We start from the raw sequence: 22,987 nt of genomic DNA, 5'->3' as shown, positions 1-22,987 counted from the left end.
GTCTCTTTTTTGTTGAATGGTCAGTGCGGGAAGCACTCGATGATGTCCAGCCCCTGCTGGCGGTCCAGCAGGTAGACGATGCCCCGCTCGTCCATGGTCACGTCGTTGGACGACACACGCTGGTAACCCGCAGGCACATCCGGTTCGTAAAAACCAACTTCTTTCGGCCTGAACGGATCAGAGATGTCCAGCAGGCGCAGGCCCTGTGCAAACCACGCAAAGGGAATGATGTTGTTGAAGAACTTCTCTGACGGCTGGTGGCAACCCGTCATGGCTTCCTGCGGCCGTCCGTCGATATCTATGCCTTCGACCTGGAAGGTTGAAATCGGCATGGGCTGCTGCTCATGCGTGATGTCATAAATCCAGGTAAAGGCCGGCGCGCTGGGACGCAGCTTGGCCACATCTTCATCGGCCACCAGCAGGATGTTGCGCTCCTTGAGCAGCCAGGGAATCGGCAACGCGGTGTGCGTCGGGTGCGGGTGCGCCGGGCTGCTGTTCACGCTCGACACCAGCTTTGGCCGCGACATATCCGAGATGTCGAGGATAAAAAATCCGTGATGCCAGTACGACACATACAGGCGGTCACCCAGGCGCAGCGGATGGTGGCAGCGCGGCGTCACGAAGTTGTCCCAGGGGTATTCCTCACCGCCGGCAATATGCTGGCCGGGAATCCACCAGCTTGATACTTCCTCCGGTTTGGCCGGATTGGCCAGATCGAGGATCTTCATGATGTTGCCGACATAACCATCTGCAGTCGGCGAAATGTAGGCGTAGCGGCCATCAAAGCTGAAGCGGTGCACACCACCCCCGCCTTTGGTGCTGACCTGCCATTTGTTGATCAGCTTTGGCGCACCTGGTTTCGACACATCAAAGATGCCCAGGCCACCGCCAAAATCAGGGGCGCCTTCGCGGAACTTCTCGTAGTTGACGATCATGATGCCGTCCTGCGCGCGCACCTTGTGCGAGTGCCAGCCCATGGGCACATTCATCGTGAACAGGAACTTCGGGTGCAAGGGATCAGACACGTCGTAGATGGATGTGCCATCGGGCGGACGCATGTGCGAGACATACATGATGTTTTTGTCTACCCAGACCTGGCCGCCGCCGGGGCAGTCCACATGGCTGAGCAGGCGTGTATTGAGGGAGCGTGCCAAAAGATCTCCTCAGACCAGGCGAATGACTTCGCCGGAAGCCGTCCTGCCAAAACGCTGCAGCAGGCCAAACGCATCAAGCGCGTTCTCGTCACTGGCGATGAACAGGATGGCGGGCTCGGTGGCGCTGGTGTTATGCAGCTCCATCCAGCCGTTGCCGGGCACGGCCATGGTGTCGAACTTGTCCACCGCAAAGGATTCGCCGTCAACGATGCATTTGCACGAACCTTCGAGTGGGGAAATCAGCAGGCTGGCCGTCTGCTTGAGCGCCAGCGTCTTCTCGCCGGGGCGCAGCATCTGCATGAAGAAGGTCATGGTTTTGTAGACCGGGCCGCCGCGGATCGGGTTGGTGTATTCAACCAGCAGGCCTTCGTAGGGGTTGCCGTCCCACTCACGGTTGCGCTCCAGGTATTCGCGCATTGCTTCGTAGCGGTAGACATACATAGGCGACGAATCGCCACCACCGCGGCGGTGGTCCACAAAACGCGGCGTCATGCCACCCGTGCCATACATGCGGGCCGAGTAGTCGGGCGTGAAGCGCGCAGTCTGCTTTTTCTTGATCTTGCCGTCTTCCTTGTAGTCATGCTCAAACTGCAGGGCATTGAGCGTCTCGACCAGCGGGTAGTCCAGCACAGACAGGTTGATGGCCGGCTCGGAACCGACATTGCCATGGTTATGCCAGGTGTCACGCGGCGTGAGCACCATGTCGCCATGGCCAAACACGATGTCTTCCCCTTCAACGCCGGTGAAGTTTTGCTGGCCGGTCAGGCCCAGGCGAATGGCACTGGCGGTGTGGCGGTGCGGCGGCATGACCTCGTTCGGGTCATTCAGGCGATAAGCCGTGTAGAGCGTGGTGACGGTGGCGCGCTTGGGCTTGAGGCCGGGGTTGACCAGAACCAGCGAGCGCCGGTCGGAGTCCGCGTGGTTGATCAGGCGTGCCGACTGGTGAATCAGCGGCTCCAGGTCGCGCTTGTAGCTCCAGTGAAAGGGTACGGCCTTGACCCCCTCCATGAGCTGCTTGATCTCGTCGTGCTCAACATCCGAGCGTTTTGCCCAGAAAGGAAACATGTTTTTGGCATTGATTTGCTCATACATGGACTTGAGCTCTTCTTCCCTGCCAATCGAGGTTTTGGGTTCGGCAACAGTGCTGGTCATATCGATATTCCTTAAAGTCAAAAACAGAAGCTGATTAATTCGACCACCGTCAACCACAAATGTCAACCGTATTAACTTGGTTGTTTTTGGTTGTTTATTTTGTTATGCATAAACCAAGCCAACCTTCAAAATTCCTGACCAGAGATTAAGGTTTTAGTCAGTTTTATGCACCCCAAAAACACCTCTGACGCTCCCTGAAAAAAGTAAAAAATGTTGATTTAATTGAATTTATTACTGTTTTTCCCTCCTGGCCAAGCGGCGATGTTGTTTACCCTGTGAAACGTCCAGCGTGGCTTTGCTCATTTGACCGCCCCAATTCAACCAAAATATATTTGGTTGAATTAATTGGTTAAATTTCGGTGCGATTGATGCCCCTTGCTGGTGCAGCCCGGGCTCGCCGCGATTGTTAAGCTTGGGGGTCTGCGCCCCAAGCCCGTCGGACCGCCTGCACCAGGCCTGACACAAATCAACAACACACCTTTTAATGACCACGCGACCTGCTCAGGCCCCTACCGCAAACCCAGCCATTCCCAGCCCTGAAGGCCGCCACCTCTGGGTCATGCTGTTCGCCCTCACAGCGGCGTTCACACTCAGTCAGGCTTATCGCACCGTCGGCGCCATCATGGCGGCGCCGCTGCAAAACGACTTTCACCTGAGCGCACAGGCACTTGGCACCTTTGCCGGCTCATTCCATTTCGCGTTTGGCGCCATGCAGTTGTTCATGGGCATAGGCATAGACCTCCATGGCGTGCGGCGTACCGTGCTCACGGCATTCCCGATTGCGATTGCCGGCTCTGTGATTTCAGCGATGGCTGGCAGCTACGGCATGCTGGTGGCGGGCCAAGTCTTGATCGGCATAGGCTGCGCGCCGGCCTTCCTGGTCTGTACCGTGTTCATCGCCCGCCACTTTCCGCCTGAGCGCTTCGCGGCAGTCGCCGGCATCACGCTGGGCCTGAGCGGCGTGGGCATGCTGCTGACCGGTACCCCGCTTGCATGGCTGATCGAGGCGACCTCCTGGCGCATGGGTTTTGCGGCTTTGGGCAGCATGGGCGCGCTGGCATGGCTGCTGATCTGGGCGCTGGTGCATGAACCCGTATTACCCGGTGGCGACACTCCGCAACCCAAAGAGTCCATGCATGAAGCGATCCGCAAATTTGGCGCGCTGTTTTTGCTGCCGCACACCGCAGGCATTGTGCTGCTCGGCTGCGTGGGCTACGCCTCATTCATTTCGCTGCGCGGCCTCTGGCTGGGCCCGCTGCTGATGCACCGGCATGATTTCTCCCTTGTGCAAAGCGGCAACGTGGCCATCATCATGTCGATTGCGTCGCAAATCAGCGCGCCCCTGTTCGGTCGGCTGGACCCCGGCCCTGCAAGCAGGCGCAAATGGCTGGTGGGCTTCACGCTGTTGATGGCAGCACTGTTCACAGTGTTTGCGTTCACACACAGCACCTGGATTGACGTGATAGGCCCCGTATTTATCGGACTGCTCTCGGGCTACCTGGTGCTGCAGTACGCCGATGTGCGCAATGCCTATTCGCCCGCCATCACCGGGCGTGCCATGGCGCTTTTCACGATGTCCATGTTCATGGGCGTTGCCGTCATGCAGTGGTTCACCGGTACCGTAGCCACCTATGCGGCTGCACATGGCGCAGAACCCTACACCGCCGTGCTCGCCAGCATTGCCGCCTTGCTGGCCATCGGTGCGCTCGGCTTCGCGTGGCTGCCCAAACCGCCGAGCCAGCCTTAAGCAGCAGCGAGAAGCGAATGAATCACACCCCGCAGCCAGACGTTGGCCGGGTCCTTGTGAAAACGCCTGTGCCAGAACTGGTGCACGGCAATCAGCGGTGACTTGATGGGCGCATCAAGTATGCGGATGTTGGTGTAACGCTGGCACACGTCGGCCAGGTCCGACGGTACGGTGGCAATCAGGTCCGAGCTTTCTATCACCGGCAGCAGGCTCATGAAGTGCGACAGCTCCAGCAGCACACGCCGCTTCAGCCCCTGCGCACCGAGAAAAAGCTCGAACACATGCTCGCGGCCTTCGGGATGCACCACCACATGCGACAGCGCCAGGTACTGCTTCATGGTCAGCTTGTTGCCGACAGTCGGATGGTCTGCGCGCACTATGCACACATGCGGGCTGTCAAAAAGTTTCTGCCTGAAGAAGCCCGCCTTGTGCAGGTCGGGAAAGTAACCCACCGCCAGCTCGGCCTCGCCTGACTCCAGCGCTTCAGCCGCCGCAGGCCGCGAGCGCGACACGGTGCGAATCCTGGCGCCAGGTGCGTTCTTCGAAATTTCCGCCAGCAACTTTGGCAAAAAATTAACCTCTGCGATATCGGGCATCAACAGGGTGAAGACGCGGTCCGTGGTCTGCGGGTCAAACCCCGAGCGCTGCAGGATTTCGCCCTTGACCGTCTCAATCACGCGGCGCACCGGTGTGGCCAGTGCCAGCGCACGCGGCGTGGCCTTCATCTCTGCGCCGGTCTTTACAAACAGCGGGTCGTCAAACCAGTTGCGCAAACGTGCCACTGCAGCGCTCATCGCCGGCTGGCTCAGGCCTATGGCCTCGGCTGCACGGGTCACGCTGCGGTGCTCGATCATGGCGTCGAAGACCACCAGCAAATTCATGTCAATGGAGCGTATATCCATACCATGGATTGTATATATCCAGAATATTGGATTGATGGATGGCCACAGCCTGCCTAGACTCCGGTCATTCAACGCATGCCGCGCGTCCCTGCGCGGCACAAATGTGTGACGACGGAGACAACATCATGACCACACTGACCCTGGCGCAAGCCAACACCATCATCACGACCGCGCTGGCCGAAGCGCGCAAGGCCGGTTACAAGGCTATGGCAGTCGTGGTGCTCGACGATGCGGGCCACGTCAAGGCCGTGCAGCGTGAAGATGGCGCCAGCATGTTCCGCATCGACGTGGCCACCGGCAAGGCCTGGGCCTCCGTCGGTTTCAGCGCCTCCAGCCGCACACTGATGCAGCGCGCCAAGGACAACCCCAACTTCTACGGCTCGCTGTCGGCCGTATCGCAAGGCAAATTCATTCCGCAGACCGGCTCTGTCGTCATCAAGAATGCCGCAGGCGCCGTCATCGGCGCAGTGGGCGCATCGGGCGGCACCGGCGATGAAGACGAAGCCATCTGCATCGCCGGTGTCGCAGCCGCCGGCCTCCAGCACGCCTGATGACCGCCCTGCCCTGCGCCTGCGGCATAGACGTGCATGCGCACGTCGTGCCCGAAAAATTCCCCGCCTATTTCGGCGGACCCATGCCCAAACTCTGGCCATCGACAGCCGAAGCGCCGAACGCCAACGGCCTGTGCCACCGCCACATCATGATTGCGGGCAAGAACTACCGCACGGTGTCCGAAAAGTGCTGGAGCACCACGCGCCGCCTGGCCGATCTGCCGCAGATGGGACTGGCAAAGCAGGTCATCTCGCCGATGCCGGAGCTGTTTTCTTACTGGTTTGAGCCGCACGAAGCACAACAACTGCTGCGCTTTTTGAACGAACAGATCGCCGCCATGGCGGCAGAGTCAAACGGTGCACTGATAGGCATGGGCGCAGTACCGCTGCAGGACCTTGATCTCGCCATCACGGAGCTTCGCTACGCCGTTGAGGTGCTGGGCATGGTCGGTGTCGAGATAGGCAGCAACGTCAATGGCAAGGTGATCGGCGACCCGCACTTCGAGCCCTTCTTCGAAGCCTGTGAAGCGCTGGGTGCATCAGTCTTTGTGCATGCCGTCAAACCCGCAGGCATGGACAGGCTCGTCGGCCCGCCGCCGCTGCAGCAGGTGCTGGCCTACCCTACAGACGTGGGCCTGGCCGCCGCGTCCGTCATCACCAGCAACCTCATGATGCGCCACCCCAAACTGCGCATCGCGTTCAGTCATGGTGGGGGCACACTGGCCAGTTTGCTGCCGCGCCTGCAGCAGGGATGGTCGGTCTTCCCTGCACTGAAAGAGCAGGTGCAGACCTCGCCCACAGAGCAGGCGCGCAAGCTGTATTTCGACACGCTGGTGTTTGATACCCCAACGCTGCAGCACCTCACAAACATGTTCGGCAGCACGCAGCTCATGCTGGGCACCGACTATCCCTTCAACTTTCACGACCGCACGCCGGTGGACCGGGTCAACGCCACCGGTTTTGACGCCGCCGTGCTGAAACAGCTCACATTCAAAAATGCCGAGCGCTTTCTCGGCATGAACCTTCATACACAAGCGCCTGCAAGGACAAACGCATGACCTCTCCCACAATCGCCGCGCTGCGCAGCGTCTCCCTCAACATGCCAGACCTGGCCAAAGCCGCTTCCTTCTACACCGAGGTTTGGAATCTGAAGGTCATTGCCCGTGACGATGGCGCCATCTACCTGCGCGGCACGGGCGCAGACCATCACCTGCTGTCGCTGCACCAGGGCGGTGACAAGCCCCAGATCAGGCACGTCACCTTTCGCGCCCACTCGGAAGCGGCGCTGGGCGAGATCGCCAGAAACGCCGTAGCCGCCGGTGGTAGCATCGCCCAGCCCTTGGGCGTACTGACAGATCCTGCAGGCGGCAAGGGCCTGACGGTGCGCGACCACGACGGCCGCCTCATACAGGTGGTGTACGGCGACAAGCGCCACAGCGACGCAGGCGAGCAAAAAGACCACCCGATGCGGCTGGCACATGTGGTGCTCAACGCGCATGACATCCCCAAATCGCAAAAGTTCTTTGAAGAGGCACTGGGCTTTCGCCTGCTGGACCGCACCAGAATCATGGCCTTCATGAATTGCAATGCCGACCACCACAGCCTGGCGCTGGGCGATGCAGACAACGACGCACTCAACCACATCGCCTTTGTGATGCCCGAGATCGAATCGGTCATGCGCGGTGGCGGCCGCATGAAGGACGCCGGGCACAGCATCGAATGGGGCCCCGGCCGCCACGGCCCTGGCAACAACGCCTTCAATTACTTCATCGACCCGTTCGGGGTGGTCATTGAATACACCGCCGACGTGCAGCAGGTGGACGACAGCTACAAGGTCGGCACGCCAGACGACTGGAAGTGGCCCGCAGGCCGTGTCGATCACTGGGGCATTTCGGCACCGCCCAGCGCCAGGCTGAAAGAAGCGCAGCGCGCCGTGTTTTTTGTGCCTTCACAGGCCTGATTTTTTCTTCTCACCTTTTTAAAAAATGAAATTCACGACTTTCCTGAAAGACGGCAAAGCCCGCCTTGCTGCGGTTGACGGCAACGACGTCATCGATCTCAACGCGGCACAGCCGCAGGTGCCTGCGGACATGCGGGCGGCATTGGTCGCCGGTATTGACCTCGCAGCTGCGGGCAAGACTGCTTTTGCGTCAGGTGCCCCACGCCTGAAACTCGACAGCCTCACGCTGGCGCCGCTGGTGCCCGAGCCCGGCAAGATCATCTGCCTGGGTCTCAACTACTTCGATCATGCCAAGGAAGGCGGCCGGGACAAGCCCGATTACCCCTGGTTCTTCTTTCGCGGTGCAAGCTCATTGATTGCACACAAGGCTGTCGGCCGCGTTCCTTCCGTGTCGACAAGGTTTGACTACGAAGCCGAACTCGCCGTGGTCATCGGCACCCGGGTACCCCGCCACACCAGACAGGCCACTGCACTGCGCCACGTGTTTGGTTATGCCTGCTTCAACGACATGTCGGTGCGCGACTACCAGAAGAAAACACCGCAGTGGACGATTGGTAAAAACTTCGACGACACCGGCGCCTTCGGCCCCGTGCTCGTCACGGCCGATGAATTGGCGCCCGGCGCCACCGGCCTCAAGATCCAGGGCCGCCTCAACGGCCAGGTCATGCAGGACGCCAACACCAGCGAGATGATTTTCAGTGTCGCCGAAACCATTGAACTGCTGGCCGACGTGCTGACGCTGGAGCCGGGCGATGTCATCGTCATGGGCACACCCGCAGGCGTAGGGCAGGCGCGCACACCGCCGGTGTGGATGAAGGCCGGTGATGTGTATGAGGTCGAGATTGAAAAGGTCGGCCTGCTGTCCAACCCCATCGCCAACGAATTACTCGACGAGGTCCTCTGATGACCCAGGTGTATGACGTCGCCATCGTCGGCTTTGGCCCATCAGGCGCCGTGGCCGCCAGCCTGCTCGGCCAGGCCGGTTTGAAGACGTATGTCTGCGACAAAACCAGCACGGTGTATGAAAAGCCGCGCGCGATTGCGCTTGACCACGAGATCATGCGCGTGTTCCAGCAGATCGGTGTGGCCGAAGACGTGCTGCCGCACATGGAACCCTTCACCCCGTCTGAATATTTTGGGGTGGATGGTCAGCTGATACGCCGCATGACCATGGTTGCGCCGCCGTATCCGCTGGGCTACACGCCGTCGAACGTGTTTACCCAGCCACCGGTCGAGCGCATCCTGCGCGCGCGCGCTGCGGCGCTGCCATCCGTCACCATTGAACTCGGCGCGGAGCTGCTGTCCCTGAGCCAGGGTGATGGGCTCGTAACGCTGAAGCTGCGCAACAGTAGCGGCAATGAACAGACAGTCAGGGCCCGTTATGTGATTGGCTGCGATGGCGCAACCAGCACCGTGCGCGCACAGGCCGGCATTGAACTCGATGACCTCGACTTCGACGAACCCTGGCTGGTGGTGGACGTGCTCGTCAATGAGCAGGGTCTTAAAAAATTGCCGCTCACCAGTGTGCAGTACTGCGAGCCCGAACGCCCCTGCACCATGGTCATAGGCCCGGGCAACCACAGGCGCTGGGAGATATCGCTGAAAGAGGGCGAGGACCCCGTCGAGGTGGCCAAGCCTGAGAACACCTGGAAGCTGCTGTCGCGCTGGCTGACACCTGAAGATGGCGAGCTGTGGCGCCAGGCCAGCTACCGCTTCCATGCACTGGTCGCACACGACTGGCGCAAGGGCCGGGTATTTCTCGCCGGTGACGCCGCGCACCAGCAACCGCCCTTCATGGGCCAGGGCATGTGCCAGGGCATCCGTGATGTGGCCAACCTGTCATGGAAGCTTGCCGCCGTGCTGAAGAACGAAGTAGCAGGCAAGGCCGCCGATGCTTTGCTCGACAGCTACGGCGACGAACGCAAACGCCATGTGCGCGACCTGACCACCCGCATCAAGGGTGCAGGCGCAGTGATCTGCGAACGCGACCTCGGCAAGGCACGCGCACGCGACAAACGCATGCTGGACGAATGTGGCGGTGTGGTGAAAGACACGCCGCGCCAGGATGTCATTCCGCGGCTCGAAACCGGCCTGCTGTCATCCGCAATGACAACAGGGCGCGGCACGCTGTTTCCCCAACCGCGCATCAATGCTGCTTCGGGCAACGCCGTGTTGATGGACAAAACTTTTGGCCACGGCTGGCGACTCGTGACGGACGGCAAGCTCGCATCACCGGATACCCCCATGACGCTTGTCGCACTCGGCAAGGCGCTGACAGAAGCGGATGGCGTCACAGCGCTGTGGATGCAAAAGCACAACTGCCATGCCGCCATCGTGCGCCCTGACCACTACACCTTTGGCACCGCATCTACCCAGGCAGAACTCGATCAGCTGCTGGCCAACTGGCGCAAGGCCTGGCCTTCTGCGGCACACCACAACGAAACTGAAACCGCCAATTCAAACTGAAGCTTTCAACGCACTAAAGAAAACCCAAGGAGACAACATCATGAACCGCAGACTGCTCACCCTTTCATTCGCCGCCCTGTCATTCGCAGCCTGGCTGCCCGCCGCGCACGCGCAGACCGCCGCCTGGCCCGACAAACCCGTCAAGCTGGTTCTCTCGCAGCCGCCCGGCTCCGGCCCTGACAACGTGGCGCGCCTGCTGTCCGAGCGACTGGCCAAAAGCTGGGGCCAGCCCGTCATCATCGACAACAAGCCCGGCGGCCAGAACACGATAGGCGCGCAGTTCGCCGCCCGTTCGCCGGCTGATGGCACCAACTTTTATTTCGCGACTACCGCCGCGCTGATCACCAACCCGCTGCTCTTCAAGACACTGCCTTACGACGCACAGAAAGATTTTGTGCCGGTCGGTTTTGTGGCGCGCAGCCCGTTTGCCATCCTGGTGGACGCCAACTCACCCATCAGGTCGATTGAAGAACTGGTGGCACGTGCCAAGGCCGAGCCCGGCAAGCTGACACTGGGCAATGAAGGCCCGCGCACCTTCAGCGGCATGATTGCGCGCCTGTTCAACGCACGCAGTGCGGCACAGGCCAACCTGGTGTCGTACTCGTCGGTAGGCGTCGGCGTGCAGGACCTGATGGGCAAACACATTGATGCCATCGTGGCCGACCTGGCCTCGACCGCCGCACTGGCCAAACAGGGCCGCATTCGCGTGCTGGCCACCACCTCGGCCAAACGTGTAGCCGGCTGGGAGCAGGTGCCCTCGCTGTCCGAGAAAATGCCTGGCTTCGACATGGTCGGCTGGTTTGCGGTCGTAGCGCCTGTGGGCACGCCGCCTGCGGCCATCGCGCGCTTCAACCGCGACCTGGGCGCCATGCTGGCCGACAAGGAAGTCGCTGATCGCATCGCCACCATAGGCCCGATTGCAGAACCGAATGTATCGGTCGAGCAGACCGGCGCTTTCCTGAAAAACGAGATGACGCGGTGGGCGGCGATCACAAAGGAGATCGGCGTATTACCCGAGTAAATGGCACACCCCTGTTGCGGACTCGCTTCGCGTAGCCGCCTCTCCCCTTGCAGGGGACGCTGTCTGTGGCCCGGCGAAGCCGGTTCCACGACAGCACTGGTGAAGACGCAGAGTGGATAGATGGCACGTCGAGATAAATACAACGTAAATACAACGGAGACGAGCACCATGAACACACGACCTCGCATCAATCGCCGCCAGGGTCTTGTCTGGCTGGGAGTTGCAGGTTTGTTGCCGCTGGAAACCTTCGCGCAAACAGCCTCCTGGCCGCAACGCCCCGTCAGGTTCATCGTGCCGAATGCGGCGGGCAGCAGCGTGGACACGATAGGCCGCATCGTCGCCAACCAGATGACGCAGCCGCTGGGCCAGGCGATCGTGGTCGACAACAAGGCCGGTGCCGCAGGGGCCATAGGTGTCGAGACCGGCAGGACCTCTGCGCCTGATGGCTACTCGCTCATCGTGGCGTCCAGCAGCTCCATCACCGTCGCGCCGCTGCTGCAGAAAGCCGTCACCTACAAGCCGCTGAATGACTTTGACTTGGTCTCGCTGGTCGCGCTGCTGCCCAACGTGCTGGTCTGCACGCCCAGCCTGAATGTGAAGAACACGGCAGACCTCATCGCATATGCCAAATCAAAAGGCGGCAAGACCAATATGGCGTCGGCCGGCATAGGCTCGGCCAGCCACCTGGCGGGCCTGGCTTTCCAGAGCGCGGCAGGCTTCGAGTCGCTGCATGTGCCCTACAAAAGCGGCAGTGCCGGCGTGGCGTCTGTCGTGTCGGGCGAAACCGACTGGGTGCTGACACCCGCGCCGGCCGCGCTGGGCCTCGTGTCATCAGGCCGGCTGCGCCTGCTGGGCCACAGCATGGCGCAGGACGCGCACCCGATTCCCAACGCGCCGTCGCTGGCCGACACCGTGCCCGGCTTCGAGTTTTCAGGCTGGATTGGGCTGATGGCACCCAAAGGCCTGCCGCCACAAGTGGCCGACACCCTGCGCAAGGCGCTGGCGGTCGCGCTGCAGCAAAAGGCGCTGCGCGATTCGTTTGAGTCCAACGGCGCCGTACCCGCCGCCGGCAGCGCGCAGGACTTCCGCAACTACCTCAGCAAAGACATAGAGCGCACACGCAAGGCGATCCAGGCTGGCGGCATACAGCCGGAATAAGCTGGCGTGCAGCGGCCATATGTAAAGTCAACTTTACATTTTGGGCTTTCTGGCCCGTCCGGGCAGTGTCCAAAGCCGGAAAAACGCCAAAAACAGGCCTTTTTGACCCCCAAAAACGGCTGCAGGCCAATAAATACGCACGTGAGCAGCTATTAATTAAATAGCAAACCGTTGCCCCTCTGGCTAAAACCGCCGGCTCAGGAAGCGTGACCCATCCAGCCCGAAGCGCCACGGCACCTCAGCCGCCTTGCTGATGCCGATGCGCGGCCCGGTCAGCACACGCACAGTCGCCGCGTCCGGCTGGCCCACCAGCTTGAAGGGCCTCCGGTCAAGCCGCATGTGGTTGAAGCTGCCGTCAATCGCCAGCGCCTGGCCTACCCGCCCCGGGCCGGCGCACAGCAGGCGGATGTCGGTGAGCCCGCGCCGCTCGCGCATGCGCTCCAGGCCGTGCGTGGGCTCGATCGCCCGTATCAGCACCCCGGCGCCGTGGCCGGGCTCGCGGCACACGAAGTTCAGGCACCAGTGGATGCCGTAAGAGCGGTAAACGTAGACCCGCCCCGGCGGCCCGAACATCGCGGCGTTGCGCGGCGTCTGCCCGCCGAAGGTGTGGGATGCCGGGTCGGTCTGGTCGTAAGCCTCGGTTTCGACGATGACGCCACCCACGCCATCGATGAGGACGGTCATGCCTATGAGCTGGTGGGCGACTACTTCCGAGTCGGCTGAGAAATCCAGGGGGAAGGCGGGCATTTTTGCAGGATAGCTGATGGAAAGGCGACCCGACGTCTGGGTCCCTACGCTTCGCTTCGGGCACCCTGCGCTGCTCGGCCCAGCCTCCACGGGGTTGGGGAATGGATTCGGGGATTCTTTCTGTCATCCCGGACTTGATCCGGGATCCATCCCCGCTTCGTTCAGGATGGATTGCGGATCGGGTCCGCAATGACCGAGACAGTAGATTGGTATTGGCTCCTGTTTTTGTCTTCATCTCCCCCAACCCTTGGAGAGGAGCCGAGAAGCGCAGGGCCAGACGGATCAGGGCTGAAACTTGTTTGAGGCGCTAGCCGAGTTGTTTCAGACCCCGTCTGGACCGAGCATCGCAGGGTGCCCCGCAGCGAAGCGTAGGGGACGACGAACAGGGTCGCCTTCTCTTTGCTTACTTTCTCTTGGCGAAGCAAGAGAAAGTGAGTCGCCCGCCGGGGCGAGACCCGGCCTGGCAGTGAAGGGCACGGCGCCAAGCACGCGCGTCTGCCCAGAGTGCTGCAACCTAGGCCGCTGCAGTCTCAGCCTGCGGCCGGTCTTCCTTCCCATCAGGATGTTTCGCAAACCGCGCCGGGTCACGCCCATGCGTGGGTGCGTAGTCGCCCCAGGGCCAGCCGCCGAACTGGGTGCGCTGGTACTCCTGCATGGTCTGCACGATCTCGGCCTGGCTGTTCATGACAAACGGGCCGTACTGCACCACAGGCTCGCCAATCGGCTTGCCCTGCAGCACCAGAAACTCACTGACCGTATCGCCGTTGACCAGCTCGACCGCCACATCAGGCTGCAGCTGGATGGCGCCGCTGCTGTTGACGGCCTGGCCGGCCACTGTGACCGACTTGCCCTTGAAGAAATACAGCACGCGATTCGTGGCTTTGGCTGCGGCGGGCAGCGTCCATTTCGCACCGGGCTCCATGCGCAGTGTCCAGATGGCGAGGTCGGCGTGCTCGCGTGCGGCCCATGAATCAGGCGGCGGTGCGAGCGGGTCAATCGCTTCGTTGCCGGCTTTCAGTTTGCCTGCGACGACGGAGACATGCGTGGCGCGGCCCTGCTCGTCTTTGGCTACCGTGTCGGGAATGTCTTCGGCCCAGAACATCTTGAAGTGCGGCGGCGCCATTTTGGACACCGCAGGCAGGTTCAGCCAGATCTGGAACATCTCCATGCGGTTGTCGGTGTCTTCTTTCAGCAGGGGGAACATCTCTGCATGCACGATGCCGCGCCCGGCGGTCAGCCACTGCACATCACCCTGGCCAAAGCGCGCAATCGCGCCCAGCGAATCAGAGTGATCGATCAAACCCTTGCGCACGATGCTGACGGTTTCAAAACCGCGGTGTGGGTGGCCGGGAAAGCCGGGCACCGTCTGGCCGTGGTACATGCTCCAGCCGTCCTTGCGGCTGAAATCCTGCCCGATGTCGCGGCCAGCCAGCGAGGCCTTGGGACTCATGTCGGCATTGGCCTCGGGGTAGGCATCGTCGTGGTAGACGCAGAACAGGAAGGGGTCCAGCGTCTCCCAGCGGGGGCCGAGCGGCTTGATGTTGAGGATGGGGCTGGTGCCTGCGCTGGAGCTGGACATGGTGGGCCTTTCTGGGCTTTATGCTGTTTCCCGGCTGGATTTTGCCGGGCTTTCAAACAAAGCATATAAGGGTAACCGGATCGGCTTTCAAGCGCACGGCGCGGGGGTTTGGCGCGCCGGGACACGCAGGCCCTCCCTGACGATAATCATCAGGAGCAGCAGATGGCCATCCCGCCCGCCCCGCATTTGAGCCGCAGGAGCTACATGAAGATCTTACGCAACGCCCTGGCCATCGCACGCATGGAAGCAGAGCTGTTCAGCCGCTTCCCCAAGCTGCGCGTGTCGGTCTTCGGCATATTGGTGATACCCGCGCTGTATGCGCTGATTTACCTTTCAAGCGTGTGGGACCCTGCCGGGCGTACGGCCTCGCTGCCAGCCACCATCATCAACCTTGACGCGGGCATCAACTACGGCGGCCAGCAGGTCAACCTGGGGCGTGAGCTGACCGACACGCTGCAGAACAAGCAGGCGTTCGGCTTTCGTGTAGAGACGGACGAAGCTGCCGCGCGCAAGGCGGTGCGGCAGGGCAGCTCGGCCTTTGCGCTCATCATTCCGCGTGATTTCAGCGCTACCGCTGTGCCTGGCCTGCAATCGGGCGGCGGCAAGCTGGTGGTGTATGCCTCAGAAGGTGACAACTACACGGGTGCCGGCCTGGCGCGGCGTTTTGCCGCAGAACTGGGCCACCAGGTCAATGAAACCCTGAACGAAAAACGCTGGGCCATTGTGCTGGGTGCGACTGCCGACGCGGGACAGAGCGTGGTCAAGCTGCGCGATGGTGTGGGCAGGTTGCGCACCGGCGCGCAGGCGGTGGAGGCCGGGCTGGTGCAGGCGCATGCGGGCTCGGGCAAGCTGGCCACCGGTGGCGAGCAGGTGGCAGCAGGTGTGGGCCAGTTGACGGGTGGCGTCAGGCAACTGGGCGCCGGCATTCGCACCATGGACGCCAAAAAACCCAAGCCGCAGGATCTGCAGGCACTCAAGAGCGGCGCGGCAAGCGTGGCTGCCGGGCATGCCGAACTCGGCAAGGGCCTGGACGAGTTGCACACCGGCGCGCAGAAGCTCACCGATGGCGCGGGCCAGTTGCGTGACGAGACCAGCGCCATCCCGCTGGTCGGTGGCCGCATCTCTGCCGGCGCGGGGCAAATCGCCGAAGGTGGCGCGCAGTTGACGGCCGGGCTTCAGTCTGCGCGCAACGGTGAAATGAAACTGGCTGACGGTTCGCACCGCGTCGCTACCGGCGTGGCGGCGCTGACCGACGGCGTGGGCGAGATGGGCAACGGCATTTCAGCCATGGCCGCTGCACTGCCTGCAGACACAAAACTCGATGAGCTGGCAGCAGGCAGCACCGCACTGGCCAAAGGCACGCAGGACCTGCGCGGCGGCCTCGGCAAACTGCGTGATGGTTCGCAGCAACTGTCGGCCGGGCTGGAACTGCTGTCGAGTTCATTGCCCACACAAATCCAGTCGCTTGAAGGCAGCCCTCGCGGCCTGGCGTCATCGGTGGAGCCGGTGATGGAGATTGATGCGCCCGTGGCCAACAATGGCGAGGGCTTTGCACCCAACTTTGTGCCGGTGGCGCTCTGGCTGGGTGCGGTGATGACGGCCTTTATTTTTCACTTGCGGCGCCTGCCTGAAGCCGCGCAGGGCCACACACGCTTCGCGCAGATTCTCGGCAAGCTGGCGATACCGGCAGCCATCGTGCTGGGCCAGGCGCTGGTCATCCTGCTGATGCTGCTGTTCATCCTCAACATACGCGTGATTCACCTGCCGGGGCTCGCGCTGACGCTGGCCCTCTCGTCGCTGACCTTCATGCTCATCATCGTGGTGCTGACGCGTGCGTTTGGCGATGCGGGCAAGGCTGTGGCGCTCATCCTGCTGATACTGCAGCTGTCGTCGGGCGGCGGCATTTTGCCGATCGAACTGAGCGGCGCGTTCTTCCAGAGCATCAACCCGTGGCTGCCGTTTACCTGGGTGGTCAGGGCCGTCAGGGCCAGCATGTTTGGCGCTTACGACAACCAGTGGCTGAGCCTGAGCGCCGTGATTGCCTGTGCCGCCGTAATAGGCCTGGTGATGGCGACCTTTGTCGGCCGCTGGCGTTTTGTGGCGCCTGAAGAGTACCGGCCTGCGATAGACCTGTGATACCTGTGAGCTGACGGCCTGCGCCTGGCGTCAAGGTCCCGGGTCAAGGCCTTCGGAAAGAGTAAGCCTGCCGCGACCAGTACACCGAGGTCAGCCTGTCCAGCCGCACTTCGCCACCGCTAGAGGGCGCATGTACAAAACGGTTCTCGCCGACATAGATGCCCGCATGCGTGGCAACGCCGTTCTGCACAAACACCACGAGGTCGCCGGTGCGCACCGCACTGGCTGCAACCGGCTGGCCCCAGTTGGTCAGTGCCGCCACGGTACGGGGCGAGGCGGTGCTGGCGCGGGTTTTATAGACATGGCCTATCAGCCCGCTGCAGTCGAAGCCCGAAGCCGGCGTGTTGCCGCCATAACGATAGGGCGTGCCGACCAGGCTGATGGCGTAGATCGTGACATCACTGGCTTCCTGGGCCGACAGGCGCGGCTGCGCTGCCGGGTAGGGTGAAAAGCCGGGTGACGTGGCGCAGCCTGTAAGCACGAGCAGCGACGCGAACACCAGCGCAGTGCCGCCGACCCATAGGGACGTGCCAAAGCCAAAAGTACTGGCGTGCCGAAACGTCATGAGGTGCAGCATACCCGTATCGCGGCATGCTGCCTATCCCTGCTTATTCGGAATTTTCTTTCGGGAAAAAGTGCGCGTAGGGCTCGGCCTCCTTGAGCACACGCACAAACGATGGCCGCTCAAGCAGGCGGCGGTGATAGGCCTGCAGGCTGGGCAGGCTGTCAGGTATCGGCGCCACCCGGGCAGCGTAATAAAGCGATGGGGATGCTGCGCAGTCGGCCATGCTGAAGCGGTCATTCACTGCCCACAGCCTGCCGGCCATGTGGCGGTCGACGATGCCGTAAGCCGTGGCCAGCGACCTGCGGGCCTGGGCGACGCCGTGGGGGTCGTGCTGGCCGGGCGGCCGGATGCGGTCGGTCACGATCTTCTGCATAGGCTCGTGGATGTAGTGGTCGAAGAAGCGGTCCCAGAGCCGCACCTGCAATGCAAGACCGGGCTCACGAGGCAGCAAGGCATCGCCGCCCTTCACCTGGCTGGCGATGTACTCGATGATGATGCTCGACTCGGGAATCATCTGCCCGGCCGTGCGGTCGGCCAGCACCGGGAACTTGCCTATCGGCCAGATGGCGTAAAAGTCAGTGCGTGCTGTTTCGTCGCCGAGGTCGACCACCGTGCTGCTGAAAGGCGTGCCGGTTTCGTACAGCGCGCTCAGCACCTTCTGGCAGTAGGAGGCAAAGGGGTGGCAGTAAAGATGCAGGTTCATGGCTTATTTTTTAACGCGTTTGTAGGTCGCCGTCATGAAGCGCTTCCACTGGCCATCGGGGCCGGGCGTCTGCGAATGCAGGGTGCGCTCGTCGGGGCTGATGATGGTGATGACGTCCTGGTAGCGCGCCGTCGTGCCGTCGCCCTTGAAGCTCGGGCCTTGGGTGTTCAGCGTCAGCACCTTTTTTGCGGCATCAAGTTCGCCTTCATAGAAGAACATGCCGGTCATCATCGAACCGGCCCAACTGCCGACAAACTTTTTCTTTGCGTCGTCGTAGCCCAGCGTCATCAGCATGGTGCCGCTGCCGCCGCCGGGTATTTCGCCGGTGCCTTCACCGACCACAAACAGCTCGCCCAGTGCGCGTGCGTGTTCGGTGCCCGTGGTTTTGGCCTGTGGCATGCCGGGTCCCATGTCGCATTCGCCGGTCATGGTCCAGTCGCCCAGCAACTGCTTGAGCCATTCGTGTTCGGGGGTGGGTTTTGCTGCTTCCATGGCGCGTTCTCCTTTGGGTTGACCGGTTTTACCTTGCCGGCATGTCGCCGGGCACGACAATCATCCAGGACACGCCAAACCTGTCGGCCACCATACCGAAGCAGGGCGAGAAGAAGGTTTTAGCCATAGGCATCTGTACCTGGCCGCCCACGCCCAGCGCTTCGAACAGCTTTTTGGCTTCTGCTTCGGTGGCCGGGTTGAGCGAGAGGGTGATGCCCTTGAACTCGGGCTTGCCCGAGGCCATGCCGTCGGACATCATCACGTCGGTGCCGCCTATCTTCAGGGTTGCGTGCATGACGCTTTCAGGCTTGATGCTGGACATGCCGGGGCCGCAGCCGTCACCGCTGGCCTGCGGCTCGGGGTTGTCCTTGTAACGCATCAACATCACGACCTCGGCATTGAGCGCTGTCTTGTAGAAGTTGATGGCTTCCTCGCATTTGCCTTCGAAAAAGATGTAGGGCTGGACTTGCATGGTGTGCTCCTTTGGTTGGGGATTGCTCTGGATTTGACGGTACTCAGGCCGGCTGGCCCGTGGCTTGCTGTGCGGTGGCGTGCGCGGGGTTCATCCACATCACGCCCCACAGGTGCCCGTCAGGGTCTTCGAAATCATGCTCGTACATGAAGCCGTGGTCCTGCGGATTGTTGAGCGTGCTGCCGCCGGCCGCGACGGCTTTGGCGACGATCGCGTCGACGTCTTCGCGGCTGCCTTGCGACAGTGAAATCAACGCCCCGGCGGTGGTTTTGGCATCGGGCACCGGCCTGGGCGTGAAGGTCCTGAAGAAGGACTCGGCCATCAGCATCACGTAGCTGGCACCTTCGTTGATCACCATGCAGGCAGCCTTTTCGTTGCTGAACTGCGCGTTGAATTTAAAACCAAGCGCGGTGAAAAAGGCGACGGTCCTGTCGAGGTCCTTCACTGGCAGACTGACATATATCTGGCTTTGCATGGTTGCTCTCCTGTAAATCAGCGGTTGTCGTGCGCGTCTTTCAGCTTCTGGATGTCGAATTTGGTCATCTTCATCATGGCCTGCATGACGCGGTCGGCAGCCGCCGGGTCCTTGTCATTCCGGGTCATGAGTTCGCCGAGAATGCCGGGCACGATTTGCCAGGTGATGCCGAACTTGTCCTGTAGCCAGCCGCACCGTTTTTGCTCCCCGCCTTCAGACAGGCTGGTCCACAGGTGGTCGATCTCGTCCTGCGTTTTGCAATCGACAAACAGCGAATAACCGCCGCCGCCAAAACCGAAGTCAACGCCCGCATTGAGCAGCATGAAGGTCTGGCCTTCGATCTCGAAGGTGCCGGTCATGAAGGTTCCTTCAGGCATATGGGCACCCTTGAAGTAACGGCGGGTGTGGCCCTTCTTGGCGCCCTTGAAGACCGAGACATAAAAGTCCATAGCCTCTTCGGCCTGGTCCTTGAAAGTCAGGAAGGTGGTGATTTTCTGCATGGTGGCTCCTTTTTGGTGCTTTTGATGCTCTACATGATGACGACGAACGGGTTCGGGTGGAATCGACATGATGGCTACAAATAATCTTCTCGAAGCGTAACTATCGGTAAACCCGGGAGCTGTCAGCGGAGGGTGCCGCTGTGCCCTTCATCAACGCCCCTCTGATACCATCCGCAAATCGGGAAAACAGCCTCCCGGCCACAGGGCAGTTGCAAACTGCCCATGAGGTAGACGGTGTCCCGTCCAAGTGCTGATAACTTTGTGTGGACTTTTCCATGGACACCGTCACGCCTTCAACCGACCTTTCTTCCCCGCCCCCACCCGTCTCATTCGCCGAGGCCTTCCGCTTCTGGCTCAAGCTCGGCTTCATCAGTTTCGGCGGGCCGGCCGGGCAGATCGCCATCATGCATACCGAGCTGGTGGAGCGCCGCCGCTGGATCAGCGAAAAGCGATTTCTGCATGCGCTCAATTACTGCATGCTGCTGCCAGGCCCCGAGGCGCAGCAGCTTGCCACCTATATCGGCTGGCTCATGCACCGCACCTGGGGCGGCATTGTGGCCGGGGCGCTGTTTGTGCTGCCTTCGTTTTTTATCCTCGTCGCGCTGTCATGGATCTACCTGCGTTTTGGCGATGTGCCTGTCGTCAGCGGCATCTTCTACGGCATCAAGCCCGCGGTCACCGCACTGGTGCTGCATGCGGCGCACCGCATAGGCAGCCGCGCACTGAAAAACCGCTGGATGTGGGGCATCGCCGCCGCGGCCTTTATTGCCATCTTTGCGTTCGACACACCGTTTCCGCTCATCGTGATCGCTGCAGCATTGATTGGCCACTTCGGTGCGCGCATCGCACCCGGCGTGTTCTCGGCTGGTGGCGGGCATGGAGCAACAGCTCGGGGTTACGGGCCGGCACTAATAGACGACGACACACCTACACCCACACATGCATTGTTCTCGCGCAGCCACCTGCTCAAGGTGCTGGGCATCGGCATCGCGCTCTGGCTGCTGGCCATGGCGGCACTGGTCACGATGTATGGCGTGCAGGGCACTTTCACGCAGCTGGGCTGGTTTTTTAGCAAGGCCGCGCTGCTGACTTTTGGCGGTGCCTATGCCGTGCTGCCCTATGTGTACCAGGGCGCGGTCGAGCACCACCACTGGCTGACAGGCGCGCAGATGATCGACGGCCTGGCGCTGGGCGAGACCACCCCCGGCCCGCTCATTATGGTGGTGGCTTTTGTCGGCTTCCTCGGTGGCTGGGGCGCGCAGGTCTTTGGCCCCAACGCGCTCTTCATGGCCGGCACAGCCGCCGCCGCAGTGGTGACCTTCTTCACCTTCCTGCCGTCTTTCATCTTCATCCTGGCGGGCGGCCCGCTGATTGAATCAACACATGGCAAGCTGAAGTTCACCGCGCCACTGACAGCCATCACGGCAGCGGTGGTCGGCGTCATCCTCAACCTGGCCATGTTCTTCGCGTACCACGTCTTCTGGCCGCAGGGTTTTGCCGGCCGTTTTGACGGGGTGTCAGCGCTGATCACCGGCGCAGCCGCCATTGCACTGTTTCGCTTCAAGGTCGGGGTGATGCCTTTGCTGGGTGCCTGTGCGCTGATCGGGCTGGTCACTACCTTGTCATTGCGGACCTGATCCGCAGTCCATCGCGAACGAAACGGGATGGCTCCCGGATCGAGTCCGGGATGACAGGGGGATGACAGCCACAAAAATAAAAACAGAGCGCCGGCCTGCAACAGGCCCGGCCAACGGCCTACAAGCCCCGCCATATTGACGACCTACGCTCCGCTTTTCACGCCCGTTGTCCACCCCTTCAATTGTCATGAAACTCAAGGCCTCCTGCACCCTGACCGTCACCGCCGCGGTCGATACACCTCTTGTCGCCATGCTGCGCCCGCGCAGTGGCGCTGCGCAATGGATCATCAGTGATCGCTACGAACTGCACCCCTGGGTGCCCACCACCGAATACGTCGACAGCTACGGCAACCTGTGCCAGCGCCTGGTTGTGCCACGCGGCGAGATGCACATCGCCGTTGAAGTGACCATGGCGGTGGAGGCGCAGATTGCCGTTGCGCCTGATGCACCCGCCACGCCGATAGAACAACTGCCCGACGACGCCCTCCTTTATTTGTTGCAGAGCCGCTATTGCCCCTCGGACAAGATGGCCGAACGCGCGCGCGAGATTGTGGGCGATGCATCCGCAGGCTATGCACAGGTCGAGAAAATCCGCAGCTGGATTCACCACAACCTTGAATACAAATACGGTGTGAGCGAAGCCACCACCGATGCGATGGACACGCTCAAGCTCGGTGCCGGCGTGTGCCGCGACTTCTCGCATGTCGGCATCGCACTCTGCCGCAGCCTGCAGATACCGGCACGCATTGTGGTCGGTTACCTGCACAAGCTTGACCCGATGGATTTGCACGCCTGGTTTGAGGCTTTTGTCGGCGGGCGCTGGTATACCTTTGACGCCACGCAGGAGCAGCCCGTGGGCGGCCGCATCGTGCTGGCGTATGGCCGCGACGCCGCTGACGTGGCCTTCATCTCTGATTACGGCGGCACGCCCCTGAAAGTGGACGCGATGAAGGTCCAAGTCAGCGCGCTTGAAGACGACGGCGCCCCGGCCAGCAGTCCCCCACCCCGGTGCCCGCAACCGGTTGCCGGGACGGAATCACACCCCGTGTGATCATGACGGACACAGCAACACTGAACGCCCTTCTGGTTGAAGACCACGAGGACACGCGCCATGTTCTGGTCGAGGCCATGGAGACGCTCACCTCTTTTCGCTTCCTGGGCATCGTCACTGACGAGGCATCAGCCAGGCAATGGCTGCAGAGCCATGAAGGCGCGTGGAGCCTGGCCATCATTGACCTGGTACTTCCGGACGGCAGCGGGCTGGGCGTTCTGAAAGCATGCCGGTCACGCGGCCCGCTGCAAAAGGTTGTGGTGCTGACCGGCTATATCAATTCGAAGATATTGCAGCATTGCCTAGATCTGGGCGCAGACCAGATTTTTGACAAAAGCCTGGACATCGAGAACCTGGTTGACTATTGCAAGGTACACGCCACCTACGTTGGCTTCATGCAGGACCACGGCCTTGTGGCGGGTGAGCAGCGTACATAGCAGAACGCATCCGGGCTCCGGGGGCCAGGTCAGACTTCACCTACGCCGTGTGGTTGCCGTAGCCCACTTTAACCACACACGG

General features: G+C 61.6%; 23 protein-coding genes. 12 read left to right on the top strand and 11 right to left on the bottom strand.

Annotated features, from left to right (window positions below; all coding sequences use genetic code 11):
• Positions 1-20: 20 nt before the first annotated feature.
• Together HYX42_RS05480 and HYX42_RS05475 are read right to left on the bottom strand one after the other, a co-directional pair.
• Positions 21-1,154, bottom strand: a complete 1,134-nt coding sequence (locus HYX42_RS05480) for a hypothetical protein (RefSeq protein WP_293400666.1) — start codon at positions 1,152-1,154, stop codon at positions 21-23.
• Positions 1,155-1,163: 9 nt separating this feature from the next.
• Entirely contained in the window at positions 1,164-2,306 is a 1,143-nt protein-coding gene (locus HYX42_RS05475) for a cupin domain-containing protein (RefSeq protein ID WP_293400664.1), read from the bottom strand.
• Positions 2,307-2,865: 559 nt separating this feature from the next.
• Between HYX42_RS05475 and HYX42_RS05470 the strand changes: the two genes are divergently transcribed.
• Positions 2,866-4,053, top strand: coding sequence for an MFS transporter (locus HYX42_RS05470; protein WP_293400902.1), 1,188 nt, complete (start codon positions 2,866-2,868; stop codon positions 4,051-4,053).
• On the opposite strand, the gene HYX42_RS05465 is transcribed toward HYX42_RS05470, so the two are convergent.
• Positions 4,050-4,955 carry a LysR family transcriptional regulator gene (locus HYX42_RS05465; RefSeq protein WP_293400662.1) on the bottom strand — a complete coding sequence of 302 codons (906 nt, stop codon included), beginning with the start codon at positions 4,953-4,955 and terminating at the stop codon, positions 4,050-4,052. The genes HYX42_RS05470 and HYX42_RS05465 overlap by 4 nt on opposite strands.
• 125 nt (positions 4,956-5,080) lie before the next feature.
• On the opposite strand from HYX42_RS05465, the gene HYX42_RS05460 reads away from it, so the two are divergent.
• The 7 genes from HYX42_RS05460 (at position 5,081) to HYX42_RS05430 (ending at position 12,111) form a co-directional block, all read left to right on the top strand.
• Entirely contained in the window at positions 5,081-5,506 is a 426-nt protein-coding gene (locus HYX42_RS05460) for a heme-binding protein (RefSeq protein ID WP_293400660.1), read from the top strand.
• Positions 5,506-6,564: an amidohydrolase family protein gene (locus HYX42_RS05455; protein WP_293400658.1), complete on the top strand. Its 1,059-nt coding sequence runs from the start codon at positions 5,506-5,508 to the stop codon at positions 6,562-6,564. The genes HYX42_RS05460 and HYX42_RS05455 overlap by 1 nt, the downstream gene beginning before the upstream one ends.
• Complete coding sequence (locus HYX42_RS05450) at positions 6,561-7,466, top strand: VOC family protein (protein ID WP_293400656.1); 906 nt, start codon at positions 6,561-6,563, stop codon at positions 7,464-7,466. The genes HYX42_RS05455 and HYX42_RS05450 overlap by 4 nt, the downstream gene beginning before the upstream one ends.
• A gap of 25 nt (positions 7,467-7,491) precedes the next feature.
• Positions 7,492-8,370 carry a fumarylacetoacetate hydrolase family protein gene (locus tag HYX42_RS05445; protein WP_293400654.1) on the top strand — a complete coding sequence of 293 codons (879 nt, stop codon included), beginning with the start codon at positions 7,492-7,494 and terminating at the stop codon, positions 8,368-8,370.
• Positions 8,370-9,932 carry a bifunctional 3-(3-hydroxy-phenyl)propionate/3-hydroxycinnamic acid hydroxylase gene (locus HYX42_RS05440; protein ID WP_293400652.1) on the top strand — a complete coding sequence of 521 codons (1,563 nt, stop codon included), beginning with the start codon at positions 8,370-8,372 and terminating at the stop codon, positions 9,930-9,932. Before HYX42_RS05445 ends, HYX42_RS05440 begins: the two co-directional genes overlap by 1 nt.
• Before the next feature lie 40 nt (positions 9,933-9,972).
• On the top strand, positions 9,973-10,953 hold the full coding sequence (locus HYX42_RS05435) for a tripartite tricarboxylate transporter substrate binding protein (RefSeq protein WP_293400650.1): 981 nt from the start codon (positions 9,973-9,975) through the stop codon (positions 10,951-10,953).
• Between the two features lie 168 nt (positions 10,954-11,121).
• Positions 11,122-12,111, top strand: a complete 990-nt coding sequence (locus HYX42_RS05430; protein ID WP_293400648.1) for a tripartite tricarboxylate transporter substrate binding protein — start codon at positions 11,122-11,124, stop codon at positions 12,109-12,111.
• Between the two features lie 183 nt (positions 12,112-12,294).
• Here HYX42_RS05430 and HYX42_RS05425 read toward each other — a convergent pair whose 3' ends face one another.
• Complete coding sequence (locus HYX42_RS05425) at positions 12,295-12,858, bottom strand: DNA-3-methyladenine glycosylase (RefSeq protein WP_293400646.1); 564 nt, start codon at positions 12,856-12,858, stop codon at positions 12,295-12,297.
• Positions 12,859-13,372: 514 nt separating this feature from the next.
• Complete coding sequence (locus HYX42_RS05420; protein ID WP_293400644.1) at positions 13,373-14,437, bottom strand: pirin family protein; 1,065 nt, start codon at positions 14,435-14,437, stop codon at positions 13,373-13,375.
• A 204-nt stretch (positions 14,438-14,641) separates the two neighbouring features.
• Between HYX42_RS05420 and HYX42_RS05415 the strand changes: the two genes are divergently transcribed.
• Complete coding sequence (locus HYX42_RS05415) at positions 14,642-16,573, top strand: YhgE/Pip domain-containing protein (protein ID WP_293400642.1); 1,932 nt, start codon at positions 14,642-14,644, stop codon at positions 16,571-16,573.
• A gap of 43 nt (positions 16,574-16,616) precedes the next feature.
• Here the strand turns inward: HYX42_RS05415 and HYX42_RS05410 are convergent, their stop codons facing one another.
• The 6 genes from HYX42_RS05410 to HYX42_RS05385 are packed head-to-tail and all read right to left on the bottom strand — an operon-like array spanning position 16,617 to position 19,780.
• The gene (locus HYX42_RS05410) at positions 16,617-17,138 is read right to left on the bottom strand and encodes a C40 family peptidase (RefSeq protein WP_293400640.1); all 522 of its coding nucleotides are present in this window, start codon (positions 17,136-17,138) and stop codon (positions 16,617-16,619) included.
• 43 nt (positions 17,139-17,181) lie between these two features.
• Positions 17,182-17,841 carry a glutathione S-transferase family protein gene (locus HYX42_RS05405; protein WP_293400638.1) on the bottom strand — a complete coding sequence of 220 codons (660 nt, stop codon included), beginning with the start codon at positions 17,839-17,841 and terminating at the stop codon, positions 17,182-17,184.
• 3 nt (positions 17,842-17,844) lie between these two features.
• Entirely contained in the window at positions 17,845-18,333 is a 489-nt protein-coding gene (locus HYX42_RS05400; protein WP_293400636.1) for a DUF1579 domain-containing protein, read from the bottom strand.
• A 28-nt stretch (positions 18,334-18,361) separates the two neighbouring features.
• Positions 18,362-18,805, bottom strand: a complete 444-nt coding sequence (yjdN, locus tag HYX42_RS05395) for a VOC family metalloprotein YjdN (RefSeq protein ID WP_293400634.1) — start codon at positions 18,803-18,805, stop codon at positions 18,362-18,364.
• Between the two features lie 43 nt (positions 18,806-18,848).
• On the bottom strand, positions 18,849-19,280 hold the full coding sequence (locus HYX42_RS05390) for a VOC family protein (RefSeq protein WP_293400632.1): 432 nt from the start codon (positions 19,278-19,280) through the stop codon (positions 18,849-18,851).
• Between the two features lie 17 nt (positions 19,281-19,297).
• Positions 19,298-19,780 (bottom strand): VOC family protein, encoded by a 483-nt coding sequence (locus HYX42_RS05385; RefSeq protein ID WP_293400630.1) that lies wholly within the window; start codon positions 19,778-19,780, stop codon positions 19,298-19,300.
• A gap of 275 nt (positions 19,781-20,055) precedes the next feature.
• Between HYX42_RS05385 and chrA the strand changes: the two genes are divergently transcribed.
• From chrA to HYX42_RS05370, 3 genes are all read left to right on the top strand, one after another.
• A complete protein-coding gene (chrA, locus tag HYX42_RS05380) occupies positions 20,056-21,417 on the top strand; it encodes a chromate efflux transporter (RefSeq protein WP_293400628.1) in 1,362 nt (453 codons plus the stop codon).
• Between the two features lie 187 nt (positions 21,418-21,604).
• Entirely contained in the window at positions 21,605-22,468 is an 864-nt protein-coding gene (locus tag HYX42_RS05375) for a transglutaminase family protein (RefSeq protein WP_293400626.1), read from the top strand.
• Between the two features lie 2 nt (positions 22,469-22,470).
• A complete protein-coding gene (locus HYX42_RS05370; RefSeq protein ID WP_293400624.1) occupies positions 22,471-22,905 on the top strand; it encodes a response regulator in 435 nt (144 codons plus the stop codon).
• Positions 22,906-22,987: the final 82 nt, after the last annotated feature.

Source organism: Polaromonas sp. (assembly GCF_016185115.1).
Classification (GTDB): domain Bacteria; phylum Pseudomonadota; class Gammaproteobacteria; order Burkholderiales; family Burkholderiaceae_C; genus Polaromonas.
The sequence above is the reverse complement of the archived record's forward strand: the minus strand, read 5'-3'. Positions and strand labels throughout refer to the sequence as shown.